Here is a 16250-nt window from a genome sequence, read left to right as displayed (position 1 = left end):
CTCAAAGCCGCTTCTCCTTCGGGGGAGGCGGCTTTTTTGTGGCGGCGTGTGTCAGGAATGGCTGCTCGCGAACAAGTTCGCTCCTACCGGTGATATCACTGCCGCCCCGCGCTCGTCATCGCCTACTCGAGGCCTACGGTAAGCAAATGCAAGATGAGGTGCGCCCGGATGGCTTATCACTGCCGCCCCGCGCTCGTCATCGCCTACTCAAGGTCCGCGGTATGCAAATCCAAGATGAGGCTGGGATTACAGGTAGGAGCGAACTTGTTCGCGAGGCGGTGCGCCCGGTATGGATTATCATTGCCGCCCGCGATCTTCACCTCACGCCAATAAACATTTCCGGATTCCTGCCGTTAAAGAAAGTAGCCTGCTATTTAGTTCTTCTGAATGCATATCCGAGCGGATGAAGGCACAATGCCAGCTACTGAGTTCTTTACCCTGTGATGGGTAGGAGACATCCCTTTTGTTGCGTTCTTCTGCTGCACGCCTGAGTCATTTTCTGCCCTCGCTGGTTTTATTGCTGGCCGGGCTGGCGGCTGCGTACGTCAAGGACCTGAACGTTTTCTTCACGTCCCTGTTCAACGTTCTGCCCACGCTGGTCCTGCTGTTGGGCGGCGCGTATTGCTGTGTCTATCGTCGCCAGCGTGAGCTGTTTTTGATGATTACCGTTTACACCGCTTATTTTCTGCTCGACACGCAAACTGATTATTTCCGCGATAACGGCAAGGTCCGTGAAGATGCCGCCGTGGTATTCCACTTGGTGTGCCTGCTGCTACCCCTGTTGTATGGCGTCTATGCGGCCTGGGAAGAGCGAACTCATCTGGTTCAGGACCTGATCGCCCGTCTTGCGGTGTTGATCGCGGTGGGTGCTGTTGCGCTGGGGCTTGAGCAAAGCTATCCGGCTGCGCTGCTCGCCTCGCTGGCAGAAATCCGTTGGCCCGCGTTGCATGGCTCGTGGATGAGCCTGATTCAGCTGTCCTACGTTTCTTTCCTGATCGCCTTCGGTTTGCTGATCGCACAATACGTGCGCAAGCCTCGTCCCTTGCACGCCGCCCAGTTGATTGGTCTGGTTGGCTTATTCTGGGCATTGCCGAAAACCTTCATTTTGCCGTTCACGCTGAACATCATATGCAGCCAGGTCATGTTGATGATTGCCGCCGGTGTCGCTCACGAGGCTTATCAAATGGCCTTCCGCGACGAACTGACAGGATTGCCGGGGCGTCGCGCGCTCAATGAACGTATGCAGCGCCTGGGGCGGAATTACGTCCTGGCGATGGGTGATGTGGATCACTTCAAGAAATTCAACGACACCCACGGTCATGACGTGGGCGATCAGGTGCTGCGGCTGGTGGCCAGCAAGTTGTCGAGAATTACCAGCGGCGGCGGCAAGGCGTATCGCTACGGTGGTGAGGAGTTCGCCATCGTGTTTGCTGCCAAGTCCATCGAGGAATGTATTCCGCATCTGGAAGCCATTCGTGAATTGATCGCCAACTATGAGATCCAGTTGCGCAATCCGGATAATCGTCCTAAAGACGATCAACAAGGTCGCCAGCGACGTGGTGCGGGGCCTGCCACCAGCGTGTCGGTGACCGTCAGTATCGGCGTTGCCGAGCGCCTGCCGGAGCACCGCACCCCCGAAGAAGTCCTCAAGGCGGCCGACCAGGCGCTGTACGCTGCCAAAGGCGCAGGCCGCAACTGTGTCATGTCTCATGGGCAGAGCACCAAGCGCGGTGCTGTGCGGACTGCAGCTGCTTAATTTTCTCCGCACGCGCTCATCAAACAAAATGCAAATTGATGGATTGAAATGCATTTTCTGTAGGAGCTGCCGAAGGCTGCGAAGCATTTCTCCTGATACACCGCGATCGCAGCCTTCGGCAGCTCCGACAGATCCCATGCTTGCTGCGAGACAGCGCAGTGTCAGGGGCAGCAGGGCGGCTCCTTCAGAAAATGGCATGAGGCTAGACAGCCTTGGGTCTCTGACGGCTGCTGCGTGTTTGTGTGACTTTTATTTGTAATTTGGTCACATATCGACCCTATGTGTCTCTGATGGCGTTGGAGTACACTCGTCCCATTGACACTGACTTCGCGCACACATCGCGCGATTCCTCCATTCAGACGTACTGTTCCTGTCCCTGTGAGGTTTGCCATGGCTGACTACAAAGCGCCGTTGCGCGATATGCGTTTCGTACTTAATGAGGTCTTCGAGGTCTCGAAGCTTTGGGCGCAGTTGCCGGCACTGGCCGAGACGGTTGATGCAGAGACAGTCGAAGCGATTCTTGAAGAAGCGGGCAAGGTCACCAGCAAGAGCATTGCGCCGCTGAGCCGGAATGGTGACGAACAGGGCTGTAGCTGGAACGACACCGCCGTGACCACCCCCGACGGTTTTCCGCAGGCCTATCAGACGTACGCAGAAGGCGGTTGGGTGGGGGTTGGCGGTAATCCTGATTTCGGCGGCATGGGCATGCCCAAAGCGGTTTCGGCTCAGGTCGAAGAGATGCTCAATTCGGCAAGCCTGGCCTTCGGTCTGTACCCGATGCTGACTTCAGGGGCCTGTGTATCGATCAACACCCACGCCACGGAAGAACTCAAAGCCACCTACCTCCCAAACATGTACTCCGGCGCATGGTCAGGTTCGATGTGCCTGACTGAAGCCCATGCAGGGACTGATCTGGGGATCATCCGTACAAAGGCCGAGCCGCAGGCCGATGATTCTTACAAAATTTCCGGCACCAAGATTTTCATCACCGGTGGCGAACACGACCTGACTGAAAACATCATTCATCTGGTCCTGGCCAAGCTGCCGGATGCGCCTGCCGGGCCAAAAGGTATCTCGCTGTTTCTGGTGCCGAAATTCATGGTCAATACCGATGGCAGCCTGGGCGCGCGCAACACGGTGAGCTGCGGTTCCATTGAGCACAAAATGGGCATCCAGGCGTCCGCAACCTGCGTCATCAACTTCGACGAAGCGGTTGGTTATCTGATCGGCGAGCCGAACAAGGGCTTGGCCGCGATGTTTACCATGATGAATTACGAGCGTCTCGGGGTCGGGATTCAGGGCCTGGCTTCTGGCGAACGCTCTTACCAGAACGCCATTGATTATGCCCGCGACCGCCTGCAAAGCCGTTCGCCAACCGGCGCGCAACAGCCTGAGAAAATGGCTGACCCGATCATCGTGCACCCGGATGTGCGGCGGATGCTGTTGACCATGAAAGCGCTGAATGAAGGCGGTCGTGCGTTCTCTACTTACGTAGCCATGCAGCTGGACATCGCCAAGTTCAGCGAAGATGACGCTGCCCGGCAGCGCGCGGACGAACTGGTCGCGTTACTGACCCCTGTCGCCAAGGCATTCCTGACCGACATGGGCCTGGAAACCACTATTCACGGCCAGCAGGTGTTTGGCGGCCACGGCTACATTCGCGAGTGGGGCCAGGAGCAACTGGTGCGTGACGTGCGCATCACTCAGATCTACGAAGGTACCAACGGCATTCAGGCGCTGGATCTGGTGGGACGCAAGATTGTTGGCAGCGGTGGTGCGTACTACACGCTGTTCTCTGATGAGGTGCGTGGTTTCATCACGGGTTCTGATGCATCTTTGAGCGAATTCACCAAGCCGTTGAGCGCTGCGCTGGATACGCTGGACGAGTTGACTCACTGGATTCTCGACCGCTCCCGCAACAATCCGCAGGAAATTGGTGCCGCGTCTGTCGAGTACCTGCATGTGTTTGGTTACACCATCTACGCCTATCTCTGGGCGAAGATGGCTAAAGCGGCATTGGGCAAAGAATCTCAGGAAGATTTCTACGCCAGCAAGCTTGGCACAGCACGTTTTTACTTCGCTCGTTTGTTGCCACGCATCCACTCGTTGAGCGCTTCGGTCAAGGCGGGAAGCGAGTCGCTGTTTCTGCTGGACGCGGCGCAATTTTGACGGCAGGGGCTTTGTAAGCATTTGCTTACACTACGTGGTGCTTTTTTGCCTCTATGCGAATGTTGGATCCAAAGTTAATCTTTGTTCCAAGGACGTAGCGCAGGAAGCGCAACAAATAACACGGACACGTAAGGATGCCTGCCAGGATGGTGGGGAGAAAGGGAAGTCAGGGAAACAGTCTGCAAAACCCCGCTTAGGCGGGGTTTTCTTATTGGGCCCGATTAAGTTGCAGACGGTTTGTCGCTTTATCCCGGGATTTTCCTTGGTAATGGCTTGTTGCCAGACCAAATGGAACCTCTTTCGTTGCCCATGGGTCCATTCGCTGTATGGCTTACGAGAGCCATTTAACCTGGAGCTACCCCATGGACATTATTCGCATCATCTTCGCAATCTTGCTGCCGCCCGTGGGCGTGTTCATGCAAGTCGGTTTCGCCGGCGCATTCTGGTTGAACATCCTGCTGACCATCCTTGGTTACTTCCCAGGCATCATTCACGCTGTGTACATCATCGCCAGCCGGAAATGATTTAAAAGCAAACCGTAGGACCGGCTTTAGCCGGGAGATGGCCGGTATATCACCACATTTTCTTGACCTGAAATGACGCCCTCCTGGCTAAAGCCGGTCCTGCAGATTGCTTATAACCTGTGGGAGCGAGGCTTGCCCGCGATAAGGGCACCGCGGATTTCAGGTGAATCGCGTCCAGCCTTATCGTCGGAATGCTGCCCAGACCAAGCTCTGCTCCCACACGTTGATCTTCAACCCACCCGAAACTTCGCCACCAACCCCTGCAAATGTGCGCCCAACCGCGCCAGCTCTCCGCTGGACGCCGCTGTCTGATCGCTGGCCGCTGCGGTCTGTTCTGACACATCCCTCACGCTGATAATGTTGCGATTGATCTGCTCGGCCACGGCGCTTTGTTCTTCGCTGGCGGTGGCTATCTGCTGGTTCATGTCCTGAATGGTCGATACGGTGCGGGTAATCTGCTCCAGCGCGCTGCCTGCGCGGCGGCTCAGTTGCACGCTGTTGTCGGTCAGGCTGCGGCTGTTGTCCAGTGTCGTGGCGACTTGTTGAGTGCCGCTTTGCAGTGCTGCGATCAACTCCTCGATTTCCTCGGTGGACTGCTGCGTACGTTGCGCCAGGCCTCGAACTTCGTCGGCTACGACTGCAAAACCACGTCCGGCTTCTCCGGCTCGTGCCGCTTCAATGGCAGCGTTCAGCGCCAATAGGTTGGTTTGCTGCGATACCGACTTGATCACATCCAGTACACCACCGATTTTGTCGCTTTCCAGCTTCAACAGGTTCATGGCCTGGGTGGATTTCTTGACCTCATCCGCCAGTTGCTCAATCTGCCCGATCGCTTCTCCCACGACCTTATCGCCTTCCCGCGCTTGTTGATCCGCCTGGGCTGCCGCTTGAGAAGCCTCTTGTGCGCTGCGTGCCACCTCATGCACGGTCGCGGTCATTTCGTTCATGGCCGCAGCCACCTGATCGGTTTCGTCTTTCTGGCTGTTGACCCCGGTACTGGTCTGCTCGGTCACAGCGGATAGCTGCTGCGCCGCATCCGTAATCTGCGCCACGCCCTGGCTGATCCCGCCGATCAACTGCCGCAAGCTGAGGGTCATGGCCTGCATGCTGTCTTGCAGTTGTCCCATTTCATCCTTGCGCTGAACCTGTAAATCCTGGCTCAAGTCACCCTTGGCGATGCGTTCTGCGGCCGCCAGTGTCTCCCGCAACGGGGCGATGATCTGTTGCGTCATGACCCAGGCGGCGAGCAGACCAAGCAGCATGGCCAGTACCGCAACGCTGCTCAGCGTGGTGCGCGAGGCGCCTGCCTCGGTGTCGCGTTGCTGGCTCTGCAAGGCAAGCAATTCGGCGACGCTGCTCAGCATCTTGTCGCCCAGGTCTTCGAGCGTCTCCTGAGCGGCCTCGACTTTGACCTGAATGTCCTTGAAGTGACCGAGCTGAGCACGATAACGCTCCAGCGCCTCTTTCGCCGGTTGCAGCCCTTTGAGATTGCTGTCGGCCTGATCCTGGCCAATCTGCTGCACTTCTTTCAGAGACTCGTCGATAGCCGCAATGGCGGCTGTTTCATAGGCCTCCAGCGCAGTGAAGGTGTAGGCCTGAACCTGAAATCGAGCGTTCTGGATCTGCTGCTTGAGCTGCGAGATGTTGGTGAATTCATCCAGCCGCTCGCCATTATCCTGTTCCTGGCTGACGGCTTTGAGCACTTCACTCTCTACCAGCGCGACGGCCTGGACTGCTTGCTCCGATTGCTGTTCCAGTTGAGTCCGGGACAGGTCTCGCCGTTGATTCTCATCGCTGAGCGCCGTGAACGTCTTCTCCATGTCGGCGACGATTCTGCTTTGCCCGGTCAGCAACCCGACGCTTGTGCTGTCGTCTATTTCTTTACGCAATGTCGCCAGGTGGCTCTCCAGTCCATTGAGCTGATTGACGATCCTGTTCGCGTTTTCCGGACTGTTTTTCTGGCGATAGATGATGCGGTCGGTACGCAAATCCTTGGTCATGTTGCTCAGTTGCCCGATAAACGTCAGGGACTCCGAGCGCTCGATCATGGTATCCAGGCCATGCCAGCCGGTCAGGGTGATAGCCATGGTGAGCATCAGCACCAGTCCGAAACCCAGGGACAGCTTGAGTTTTACGCTGGTATTGCCAAGTGTGTGGTTGATCCATCGAAACATCGGAAAGCTCCTGCAAATGTGCAAAACAGGTAGGGCCTGGGCAAGCCAGGGCCTACGTTGTCAGCGCATCGGCAGGGCAATGAAGAGCACGACCTGAGTAGATCGTAGGGGGATTCTGAGTGGGGCGTGTGAATGGAGTCACGCGCCATGTCCTGACACAGCGCGGTCTCTTTGTTGGTGCGGTGCTTGCCCGCGATAAGATCAACTTGATTCTGCAGGTCAATCACCTAAAACTTATCGCGGGCAAGCACCGCTCCCACATAAAAGCCTATAGACGTTAAACCTTAAACTTGCTCACCATCACTTGCAGATGATTACCCAGTCGCGCCAGTTCTACGCTGGACGCTGCGGTTTCTTCACTGGCAGCGGAGGTTTGTTCGGAGACATCGCGCACATTGAGGATGCTGCGGTTGATCTCTTCGGCCGTAGCGCTTTGCTCTTCGGCTGCAGCGGCGATCTGTTGGTTCATCGCCTGAATCGCCGATACGGTCTTGGTGATGTTTTCCAGTGAGCTACCGGCGCGACGAGTCAGCTCTACGCTGCTGACGGTCAGTTCGCGGCTGTTATCCATGATGGTCGCTACTTGCTGCGTACCACTCTGCAGGCCTGCAATCAGTTGCTCGATCTCTTCGGTCGACTTCTGAGTACGCTGAGCAAGGCTGCGCACTTCGTCGGCGACGACCGCAAAGCCACGACCGGCTTCCCCGGCGCGGGCAGCTTCGATAGCGGCGTTGAGGGCGAGCAGGTTGGTCTGTTGTGCGACTGACTTGATCACGTCCAGCACACTGCCAATCTTGTCGCTTTCGCGCTTGAGTTCGCTCATGGCTTCGGTGGAGTTACCCACTTCAGAGGCCAGACGCTCGATCTGAGTGATCGCTTCGTTGACCACGCGATCACCTTCACGGGCTTGCTGATCCGCTGCTACGGCGGCTTCAGACGCTTCTTCGGCGTTACGTGCGACTTCCTGCACCGTGGCCGTCATCTCGTGCATCGCAGTCGCCACCTGGTCAGTCTCGACCTTCTGGCTATTCACACCGGCGCTGGTTTGCTCCGTGACCGCAGACAGCTCTTCGGCCGCGCTGGCGATCTGGGTCACGCCGTCGCGAATTCCGCCGATCAGTTGGCGCAGGTTCACGGTCATGCGTTGAATGCTGGTCTGTAGCTGACCCATCTCGTCGCGACGATCGACAATCAGGTCGTGGCTCAGGTCGCCATCGGCAACACGCTCCACAATGGTCAGGGTTTGCAGCAACGGTCCAACGATCTGGCGAGTGATGACCCAGGCGGCAATGATGCCGAACACCAGTGCCAGGACGGTAGCAATGGTCAGCATGGATTTGGCTTGCTGACTGTCGGAATCACGTTTGCTGTATTGATCATCCGCCAGTTTCTGGGAGGTGCCCAATAGCACGACTGCATGTTTGGCCATTTTTTCCAGCGCTTGCTTGCTGGCCAGTTGCGCGTCGCGGTACTGGCCGACCGCTGCGCGGTAGCCTTTGAGCGCGGTGCTGGCTGCCTGCAATTGCGGGAGGTAACTGGATGGAATACTGCCCGCCAACGTGTTGATGCCGGTCAGGGCTTCGTCGATGGCGGAGTTGGCATTCTGTTCGAATTCGGCACGGCCGCTGTAGGTGTAGCCGCGGACCTGGAAGCGTGCTTGCTGGATCAGCTTGCTGACATCAACCACGGCATCAAATTGCACGACGCTGTCACCTTGCAACAACGAGGCTTCGATCTTGTTGACCTCTTCCACAGCCTTGTCGGCGGTAGCGCCCAGATTGGTGCGGCTGGCTTCACGGGTCTGGATGGCCTGGGTCAGCTCTATAAATGCGCTACGGTATCCGCTAGCCGCTTGTTCCTGGTCTTCAAGCCACTGATGGCTTTCCGGGGTTGAGACCGTGCTACGTGCGATTTTGGTCAGTGCGTCGAGCTTGTCGAGGGACGCGATAAGCGCCTTGGCAGCCTCGTCGTTGTACTGCATTTCGTACGTCAGGCGCTTGGAACGCAGATCCAGGGTTTGCTCGCTGATTTGCGAAATTGCGACCAGCTTCTCGCCGCGATCAATCAGCGATGCAACGCTTAACCAGCCGGTGGCGGTGATCAGTATGGTCAGCAGTAAAACGATACTGAAACCGAGCCCGAGTTTAAGACGGACGCTCATGTTACCGAGACTTTTGCCGAGCAAACCCATGCGGAACTCCTTTGAATAGGTTTGATGTAGGTAATTTCTTACAACATGCATCGGCAGGGGGATGGGGAACTGAAGGGTGGCTCTGGATAACCCGCTATCGGTAGGAGCTCACGAGCAACGCGAGGCAGCGATAGCTGTGTGTCAGACAGGACGCTATCGCTGCCTCGCGTTGCTCGTGAGCTCCTACGGGGTCCGGTCGATCAGAACAGCCGGGCCAATAAAGCAGTCACTGCTGTTTCGACCCGCAGAATACGCTCGCCGAGTTGCACCGGTTGCAGGCCTGCTTTGTTCAGCAGGTCGACTTCATAGGGAATCCAGCCGCCCTCTGGGCCGATGGCCAGGGTGACTTGCCCGGTTACGGCGCGTGGGCAAGCGGGAAAGTTGCCGGGATGTCCGACCAGCCCGAGAGTCCCCTGGGCCAGTTGCGGCAGGCGATCTTCAACAAACGGCTTGAAGCGTTTTTCCATGATGATCTCAGGCAGTACGCTGTCCCGAGCCTGTTCAAGGCCGAGAATCAGTTGCTCGCGGATCGCGTGCGGTTCCAGGAACGGCGTCTGCCAGAAGCTTTTTTCCACGCGATAGCTGTTGAGCAGAATGACCTTTGGCACGCCCATGGTCGCGACCGTCTGAAAAACCCGGCGCAGCATTTTCGGGCGGGGCAGGGCCAGCAACAAGGTCAATGGCAGTTTGGCAGGCGGGGCACTGTCGAGGGTGATGCGTAACTCGGCTTCGTGTGCTTCCAGCCGCAGCAGCTCAGCGCTGCCCAGCAAGCCGCCAATACGGCCGACACGCAGACTGTCACCGACTTCTGCGCGATGCACCTCTTGCATGTGCTTGAGGCGTCTGTCGCGCAGTACGACCCGGTCAGCCGCAACGAAGTCGGCGTCTTCGAGAAGCAGCAGGTTCACGGCTGGGTCGCGGGCGGCTGGTCTTGCTTGTCTTCTTCGCGCTGGTCATCGGCATGATCGCCGCGCTTGGTGATCAGCGAACTGCAGAGCACGCCAATCTCGAACAACAGCCACATCGGCACCGCCAGCAGCGTCTGCGAGAAAATATCAGGTGGAGTCAGGATCATGCCGACCACGAAGCAACCGATGATCACGTAAGGACGGATCTTTTTCAGGTACTTCACGTCAACGATGCCGATCCACACCAGCAGCACAACGGCCACCGGGATTTCGAACGCCACGCCGAAGGCGAAGAACAGCGTCATCACGAAATCCAGATAACTGGCGATGTCCGTCATCATCGAAACGCCTTCAGGCGTCACGCTGGCGAAAAAGTGGAAAATCAGCGGGAAGACCAGGTAGTAGGCGAAGGCCATGCCCGAATAGAACAGGATGATGCTCGATACCAGCAGCGGTACCGCGACGCGCTTTTCGTGTTTGTACAGGCCTGGCGCGATAAAACCCCAGATCTGGTGCAGGATCACCGGCATGGCCAGAAACAGCGCAACCATCATGGTCAGCTTGAACGGCGTAATGAACGGCGACGCCACGTCGGTGGCGATCATCGTCGCACCTTCAGGCAGGAAAACCCGCAGCGGTGCTGAAACGAAGGTGTAGATCTTCTGCGTGAAATAAAACAGGCAGCCGAAGATAACGAAAATCGCCAGGACACATTTCAGCAGGCGCGAACGGAGTTCTGTGAGGTGCGAGACCAGCGGCATTTGCTGGTCATTTTCCGGAATATCGCTCATGGGGCTCGCGGTGGCAGTGACGAATCGTTGGCGGAGGGTGCGTTGGGTGCTGGCGTCGCTGGCGACACGTGCGCAGGTTCAGTCGCGACCTGGGTCGTGGCTTCTACAGTCTTGGGCTCTGCGGCGGGCGTCGTGCCCGCTGGAGCGGCCGGACCCAGGTCGGTAGCAGGTGTCACGGACGGCGTGTTCGGGATGGTCGAAACCACCGGTTCAGCGGGCGTCTGCTCGGTTGCCGGAGGCGGATTGGCCGGGGGCTGCTGCGGAGACATGATCTTGCGCGCTTCTTCTTCCAGCGACAGGATGTGCTCGTTATGCAGTTGGCGACGAATTTCGTCGGCTCCGATTTCGCGTTCAACTTCCTGTTTGATCGCATTGAAGCTGCGCTTCAGCCGGCCAATCCAGAGGCCAGCGGTACGCGCAGCGCCGGGCAGACGCTCAGGGCCAAGCACCAGCAAGGCGACGAGGCCGACCAGCAGCAGTTCAGAGAAGCTGATACCAAACATTCAATACGACCTAGTCTTTGCGGATTGGCTCTTCGACTTTATGCGCTTGCGCGTCGATGGTGTGCGGCTGGTTCAGGGGCGAGCCCTGCGGCGCAGCTTGCGGCGGTTGCTGAGGTTGCACCGGCGGCTGCTCTGCAGGTTTCTCATCATCGTTCATGGCTTTACGGAAGCCTTTGATCGACTCGCCGACATCGCTGCCCAGGCCCTTGAGCTTCTTGGTACCGAATACCAGTACCACGACAACCAGGATGACGATCCAGTGTTTCCAGTCAAAAATACCCATGAAGCAATCCTCGTAGAAATTTCAAGCTCGAAAAGTGAAGGTCAGTCAGCTGTGCGCGCGGCTTTTTCCGCGTGCCCGGACAAGCCGAAACGGCGGTCCAGCTCATCCAGCACTGCTTGTGGGTGCTGACCCAATGCAGCAAGCATCACCATGCTGTGAAACCACAGGTCAGCGGTTTCGTAGATGACATCGCTGCAATCGCCGCTGACAGCGGCATCCTTGGCGGCAATGATGGTTTCGACCGACTCTTCGCCGACCTTTTCCAGAATCTTGTTCAATCCCTTGTGATACAGGCTGGCGACATAGGAACTGTCGGCAGCGGCACCTTTGCGCGACTCCAGCACTTCGGCCAGGCGGGTCAAGGTATCAGTCATGTTTCAGTGTCCTGCGTGATAAATAGCTTCAGGATCTTTCAAGACCGGTTCGACGGTCTTCCAGGCGGCATCTTCGTAGACGCGATAGAAGCAGCTTTCGCGGCCGGTATGGCATGCAATACCGCCAATCTGCTCGACCATCAGGATGATCACGTCGGCGTCGCAGTCCAGGCGCAGCTCATGAAGCTTCTGCACATGGCCCGATTCTTCGCCTTTGCGCCAGAGTTTGCCACGCGAACGCGACCAATAGATTGCACGATTCTCTGCGGCGGTGAGGTTCAGGGCCTCGCGGTTCATCCACGCCATCATCAGAACGCGTCCGGTCTTGTGATCCTGAGCTATGGCAGGCACCAGACCGTCGCTGTCCCACTTGATTTCGTCCAGCCAGTCTTTCATATCTACTCCGGCAGCCGGGCTTCAGGCCTCGGCGGATTCAACAGTGTGCCAGCGGGCAGCGCCGCTGGCTATCGGCGGATGACCAGATACAGGCCAGCCACCAGCATGATCCATGCGGGCCAGGCGAGTGGTGCAACCAGCGCCGTACCTTCCGCGACCAGTGTCGAGGCCATTACCGCGCCTCCGGCCAGCAGCGCCGAGCCCAGCAGGCGCAATGCCCATCCGTCACCGCGCTCACGCCACGGTGGCGGCGGATCAGACCGGTGCGGTTGCGACATGCGCTCCAGCAAGTCCCGGGTCATATTGGCCAGATGCGGAATCTGCTCGACCTGGGATTGCAGATTGCCAAACAGGGTTTTCGGGCTGACGCGATCACGCATCCAGCGCTCCAGAAACGGCTGCGCGGTGCTCCACAGATCCAGATCGGGATATAACTGACGGCCCAGGCCTTCGATGTTCAACAGGGTTTTCTGCAGCAGAACGAGCTGCGGCTGGACTTCCATGTTGAAGCGGCGAGCGGTCTGGAACAGACGCATCAGCACCTGACCGAAGGAAATATCCTTGAGCGGCTTCTCGAAGATCGGCTCGCACACGGTACGAATCGCGGCTTCAAACTCATTCAATTTGGTTTCCGCAGGCACCCAGCCCGAATCAATGTGCAGCTGCGCAACGCGACGATAATCACGTTTAAAGAAGGCAAACAGGTTACGAGCGAGATAATCCTGATCTTCCGGCGTCAGGCTGCCGACGATTCCGCAATCGATCGCGATGTATTGCGGGCTCCACGGGTTGACCGTGCTGACAAAAATATTGCCGGGGTGCATGTCGGCATGGAAGAAACTGTCGCGGAACACCTGGGTGAAGAAAATCTCCACACCACGCTCGGCCAGCAGTTTCATGTCGGTGCGCTGATCCGCCAGGGTGGCCAGATCGTTAACCTGAATCCCGTAGATGCGCTCCATGACCAGCACTTTTGGGCGGCACCAGTCCCAGTAAACCTGGGGCACATAGAGCAGGTCCGAGCCTTCGAAGTTGCGGCGCAACTGGCTGGAGTTGGCGGCTTCACGCAGCAGGTCCAGTTCGTCGTAAATGGTTTTCTCGTAGTCGGCGACTACGTCCACCGGGTGCAGCAGGCGGGCATCGGCGGACATCCGCTCGGCAGTACGCGCCAGAATGAACAGCCACGCCAGGTCTTGGCCGATGATCGGCTTGAGGCCCGGACGCACAACCTTGACCACTACTTCTTCGCCACTCTTCAGTTGCGCTGCGTGGACCTGCGCCACCGAAGCCGAAGCCAGCGGCGTGACGTCGAAGCGACTGAACACTTCGCTGATCTTCGCGCCCAGTTGTTCTTCGATCAGCTTGATCGCCACTTGCGGGTCGAACGGCGGAACGCGGTCCTGCAACAGCATCAATTCGTCAGCGATGTCCTCGGGCAGCAGGTCGCGACGGGTCGACAGGATCTGTCCGAATTTGATGAAGATCGGCCCAAGGTCTTGCAGCGCCAGACGCAGACGCGCACCGCGAGGCAGTTCTGCGTTGTTGCGCGGAAGCAAACGCCACGGCATGACAAAGCGTGTGGCCTTCATCCACCACGGCAGCGGCAGGGCGAACAGCAAGTCATCGAGACGGTAACGGATCACGACACGCTGGATACGAAACAAACGGCGGACGGCAAGCAGCTTCATGCGTTATCGCTGGAGTCAGAGGATTGGGCGAGGCGCTCAAAGCGCGCCTCAAGGCGTTCCAGATCAAGTTTGATCCGGTCGAGTTCGGCAAAGCGTGCTTCGGCTTCGTGTTTACCCACCAGGGTGCGCGACTCTTCGTTCAAGTAGTCGGCAAGGCTCTGGCTGAGGTTGGCGAAGCTGTCTTTGCTCCAGCGCGCGCGGCTGCGCAAGTGATCACCCAGCAACGTCGTCGCCACCGGGCCAAGCCAGCGGGACAGCTCGTATTCCCAGTCCAGTTCGAGGTCCTGAAGGATACCGACCAGTTCCAGTAACACGCCACTGTCGCCATCCAGTTCGACATCGGGGCCGTGCAGCACAGCGCTCTTGTCTTTGCTTACCGCCAGACGCATAAGGCTGGCAGCAGGGGCGCGCAAGGTGCAATCCGCTTCAACCTCCCAGTGGGAGGCGAGCAGCAGGCCTTCGTCGCTGGGCAGAATGAACAGCTGCAGCGAAGGATTACGGCAATCAACCGCAATCACCTTGCCTGACAGGCGCTCAAGGCGCGGCAATGCGGTGCTGTCCAGCCGCAACACGCGGTTGATGCCGTGCTCGACGCTGGCGAGCAAGCCGCTAAGCAACATCAGGGTTTGATGCCGCGATGCAGTGCCACAACGCCTGCGGTCATGTTGTGGTAAGTCACGCGGTCAAAACCGGCTTCGACCATCATCGACTTCAGGGTTTCCTGATTCGGATGCATGCGGATCGATTCAGCCAGGTAGCGATAGCTTTCCGAATCATTGGTGACCAGCTTGCCCATCAATGGCATGAACGCGAATGAGTACGCGTCATAGGCCTTGGACATCAGTTTGTTGGTCGGCTTGGAGAACTCCAGCACCAGCAGACGGCCACCCGGCTTGAGCACACGCAGCATCGAGCGCAGCGCATCTTCCTTGTGGGTCACGTTGCGCAGGCCGAAGGCAATGGTCACGCAATCAAAATGGTTGTCAGGGAACGGCAGCTTTTCAGCGTCGGCCTGAACGAATTTGACGTTGCTCGCCACGCCCAGGTCCAGCAGGCGATCGCGACCGACCTTGAGCATGGAGGCGTTGATGTCAGCCAGCACCACTTCGCCGGTGGGGCCGACAAGGTGGGAAAACTTTTTGGTCAGGTCGCCAGTACCGCCCGCGATGTCCAGCACGCGGTTGCCGGTACGAACGCCGGAGAGTTCGATAGCGAAGCGCTTCCAGAGGCGGTGCATGCCGCCGGACAGCAGGTCGTTCATCAGGTCGTACTTGGCTGCGACGGAGTGGAACACCTCCGCAACTTTCTCTGCCTTCTGGCTTTCCGGCACATTTTTGTAGCCGAAGTGAGTAGTAGGTTCGGCATCGCTGCCTTTGCGCGGATCATTCATATCGCGTTCACCGGAATAAAGTGTTGCCATTCTAATCGTCGTGGCTGGCTTTGTCTTGACAAGGCTCATCGCCAACAGTTTCTTCATCCGGGTCGGCTGGTATAGTTGCCCCACGATTGACCTTGCGCTGAAGGAGCCATCGAATGGCCAAGATTACTGTTGAACGCCCGCATTCGCTGGGCAAGGAAAAGGCTCGCGAGAAGGCTGAGCTGCTGGTCGAGAAGCTGGCCGACAAATACGGCATCGAGCACGAGTGGAGCGGCGACGTCGTCAAGCTGGAAGGTAAGGGCGCCAAGGGCACGGTCGATGTTGGAGAGGATTTTGTGCGGGTTAACCTGGAGCTGAATTTTTTCCTTTCGGCCATGAGCGGACAGATTCAGGCAGAGGTAGAGCGGCAGCTGGATAAAGCGTTGGTTGCTTGATTGAGTTGTTGGAGCGAGGCTTGCCCGCGAAGAAGATGAATGCGGTATGTCTGTTGCACCGAGATCGCTGATTCGCGGGCAAGTCGGAATGCCGCCCACTCGCTCCAACAGAATTCGCATCCTGCCTCCATTTCCTACAACCCTTCAACATCACCCAAACCTAGGGTGAGCTTTCTAATTTTTCCGACTACTTTCGTGTCTATGCCCCGTCGTCCCTGGGGGCGATCCTCAAACATTCGAGCGTGAGGTGCACCATGGCCAAAGTTACGTTGAAGAAAAAAATCAAAGACGAAGAAAACAGTTCTGTCTCCGACGTTCGCCTGTATGCCCGCAAGGTTTGGCTGGCGGGGCTGGGTGCTTATTCGTGGGCCGGTCAGGAAGGCGCTGAGTACTTCAAAGAGCTGGTCAAAGCGGGTGAGCAGACCGAAAAGAAAGCCAAAAAAGTGATCGATGAAAAGGTCGATGCCGCCAACAGCGAGATCGATTCAGCCAAAGATGAGCTAACGTCGGTGAAGGGTCGAGTCGAGGTGCAGCTCGATAAAATCGAAAGCGCATTCGATCGGCGGGTTGCCAGCGCCTTGAATCGCATCGGTATACCGTCTAAACATGACGTGGAGACACTGTCTGCTAAGCTCGATGAGCTGACGGCATTGCTTGAACGTGTCGCGCGTAAACAATAAG

At 57.7% G+C, this 16250-nt stretch carries 17 protein-coding genes; 6 read left to right on the top strand and 11 right to left on the bottom strand.

Going from position 1 to position 16250, the window contains the following annotated elements:
- Positions 1 to 221: 221 nt before the first annotated feature.
- The 4 genes from CKW31_RS29430 to CKW31_RS01135 all read left to right on the top strand — a co-directional run bounded on the left by CKW31_RS29430 (position 222) and on the right by CKW31_RS01135 (position 4449).
- The gene (locus tag CKW31_RS29430) at positions 222 to 407 is read left to right on the top strand and encodes a hypothetical protein (protein ID WP_141230104.1); all 186 of its coding nucleotides are present in this window, start codon (positions 222 to 224) and stop codon (positions 405 to 407) included.
- Between the two features lie 56 nt (positions 408 to 463).
- Entirely contained in the window at positions 464 to 1756 is a 1293-nt protein-coding gene (locus tag CKW31_RS01145; protein ID WP_095092510.1) for a GGDEF domain-containing protein, read from the top strand.
- A 390-nt stretch (positions 1757 to 2146) separates the two neighbouring features.
- Complete coding sequence (locus CKW31_RS01140) at positions 2147 to 3925, top strand: acyl-CoA dehydrogenase C-terminal domain-containing protein (RefSeq protein ID WP_095092509.1); 1779 nt, start codon at positions 2147 to 2149, stop codon at positions 3923 to 3925.
- Between the two features lie 362 nt (positions 3926 to 4287).
- On the top strand, positions 4288 to 4449 hold the full coding sequence (locus CKW31_RS01135) for a YqaE/Pmp3 family membrane protein (protein ID WP_049826708.1): 162 nt from the start codon (positions 4288 to 4290) through the stop codon (positions 4447 to 4449).
- Between the two features lie 230 nt (positions 4450 to 4679).
- Here the strand turns inward: CKW31_RS01135 and CKW31_RS01130 are convergent, their stop codons facing one another.
- The 11 genes from CKW31_RS01130 to ubiE form a co-directional block, all read right to left on the bottom strand.
- A complete protein-coding gene (locus tag CKW31_RS01130) occupies positions 4680 to 6623 on the bottom strand; it encodes a methyl-accepting chemotaxis protein (protein WP_095092508.1) in 1944 nt (647 codons plus the stop codon).
- A gap of 277 nt (positions 6624 to 6900) precedes the next feature.
- Positions 6901 to 8814: a methyl-accepting chemotaxis protein gene (locus tag CKW31_RS01125; RefSeq protein WP_095092507.1), complete on the bottom strand. Its 1914-nt coding sequence runs from the start codon at positions 8812 to 8814 to the stop codon at positions 6901 to 6903.
- Between the two features lie 200 nt (positions 8815 to 9014).
- Positions 9015 to 9722, bottom strand: a complete 708-nt coding sequence (locus CKW31_RS01120; RefSeq protein ID WP_095092506.1) for a 16S rRNA (uracil(1498)-N(3))-methyltransferase — start codon at positions 9720 to 9722, stop codon at positions 9015 to 9017.
- Positions 9719 to 10513: a twin-arginine translocase subunit TatC gene (gene tatC / locus CKW31_RS01115; RefSeq protein ID WP_095092505.1), complete on the bottom strand. Its 795-nt coding sequence runs from the start codon at positions 10511 to 10513 to the stop codon at positions 9719 to 9721. The genes CKW31_RS01120 and tatC overlap by 4 nt, the downstream gene beginning before the upstream one ends.
- The gene (tatB, locus tag CKW31_RS01110) at positions 10510 to 11016 is read right to left on the bottom strand and encodes a Sec-independent protein translocase protein TatB (RefSeq protein ID WP_095092504.1); all 507 of its coding nucleotides are present in this window, start codon (positions 11014 to 11016) and stop codon (positions 10510 to 10512) included. The genes tatC and tatB overlap by 4 nt, the downstream gene beginning before the upstream one ends.
- A gap of 10 nt (positions 11017 to 11026) precedes the next feature.
- Positions 11027 to 11299 (bottom strand): twin-arginine translocase TatA/TatE family subunit, encoded by a 273-nt coding sequence (locus CKW31_RS01105; protein ID WP_027901648.1) that lies wholly within the window; start codon positions 11297 to 11299, stop codon positions 11027 to 11029.
- Positions 11300 to 11340: 41 nt separating this feature from the next.
- Entirely contained in the window at positions 11341 to 11673 is a 333-nt protein-coding gene (locus CKW31_RS01100; RefSeq protein WP_027901649.1) for a phosphoribosyl-ATP diphosphatase, read from the bottom strand.
- Positions 11674 to 11676: 3 nt separating this feature from the next.
- On the bottom strand, positions 11677 to 12069 hold the full coding sequence (gene hisI, locus CKW31_RS01095; RefSeq protein ID WP_087274417.1) for a phosphoribosyl-AMP cyclohydrolase: 393 nt from the start codon (positions 12067 to 12069) through the stop codon (positions 11677 to 11679).
- Between the two features lie 68 nt (positions 12070 to 12137).
- On the bottom strand, positions 12138 to 13757 hold the full coding sequence (gene ubiB / locus CKW31_RS01090) for a ubiquinone biosynthesis regulatory protein kinase UbiB (RefSeq protein WP_095092503.1): 1620 nt from the start codon (positions 13755 to 13757) through the stop codon (positions 12138 to 12140).
- The gene (locus CKW31_RS01085; protein ID WP_095092502.1) at positions 13754 to 14377 is read right to left on the bottom strand and encodes an SCP2 domain-containing protein; all 624 of its coding nucleotides are present in this window, start codon (positions 14375 to 14377) and stop codon (positions 13754 to 13756) included. Before CKW31_RS01085 ends, ubiB begins: the two co-directional genes overlap by 4 nt.
- A complete protein-coding gene (gene ubiE / locus CKW31_RS01080) occupies positions 14377 to 15147 on the bottom strand; it encodes a bifunctional demethylmenaquinone methyltransferase/2-methoxy-6-polyprenyl-1,4-benzoquinol methylase UbiE (RefSeq protein ID WP_027901653.1) in 771 nt (256 codons plus the stop codon). Before ubiE ends, CKW31_RS01085 begins: the two co-directional genes overlap by 1 nt.
- A gap of 143 nt (positions 15148 to 15290) precedes the next feature.
- Here ubiE and CKW31_RS01075 point away from each other — a divergent pair, with 143 nt between their 5' ends.
- Together CKW31_RS01075 and CKW31_RS01070 are read left to right on the top strand one after the other, a co-directional pair.
- Positions 15291 to 15569 (top strand): polyhydroxyalkanoic acid system family protein, encoded by a 279-nt coding sequence (locus CKW31_RS01075; RefSeq protein WP_095092501.1) that lies wholly within the window; start codon positions 15291 to 15293, stop codon positions 15567 to 15569.
- 254 nt (positions 15570 to 15823) lie between these two features.
- Positions 15824 to 16249 (top strand): phasin family protein, encoded by a 426-nt coding sequence (locus tag CKW31_RS01070; RefSeq protein ID WP_095092500.1) that lies wholly within the window; start codon positions 15824 to 15826, stop codon positions 16247 to 16249.
- Position 16250 lies beyond the last annotated feature (1 nt).

It is taken from the genome of Pseudomonas sp. Irchel 3A5 (assembly GCF_900187575.1).
In the GTDB taxonomy this organism is placed as follows: Bacteria; Pseudomonadota; Gammaproteobacteria; order Pseudomonadales; family Pseudomonadaceae; genus Aquipseudomonas; species Aquipseudomonas folii.
The sequence above is the reverse complement of the archived record's forward strand: the minus strand, read 5'-3'. Positions and strand labels throughout refer to the sequence as shown.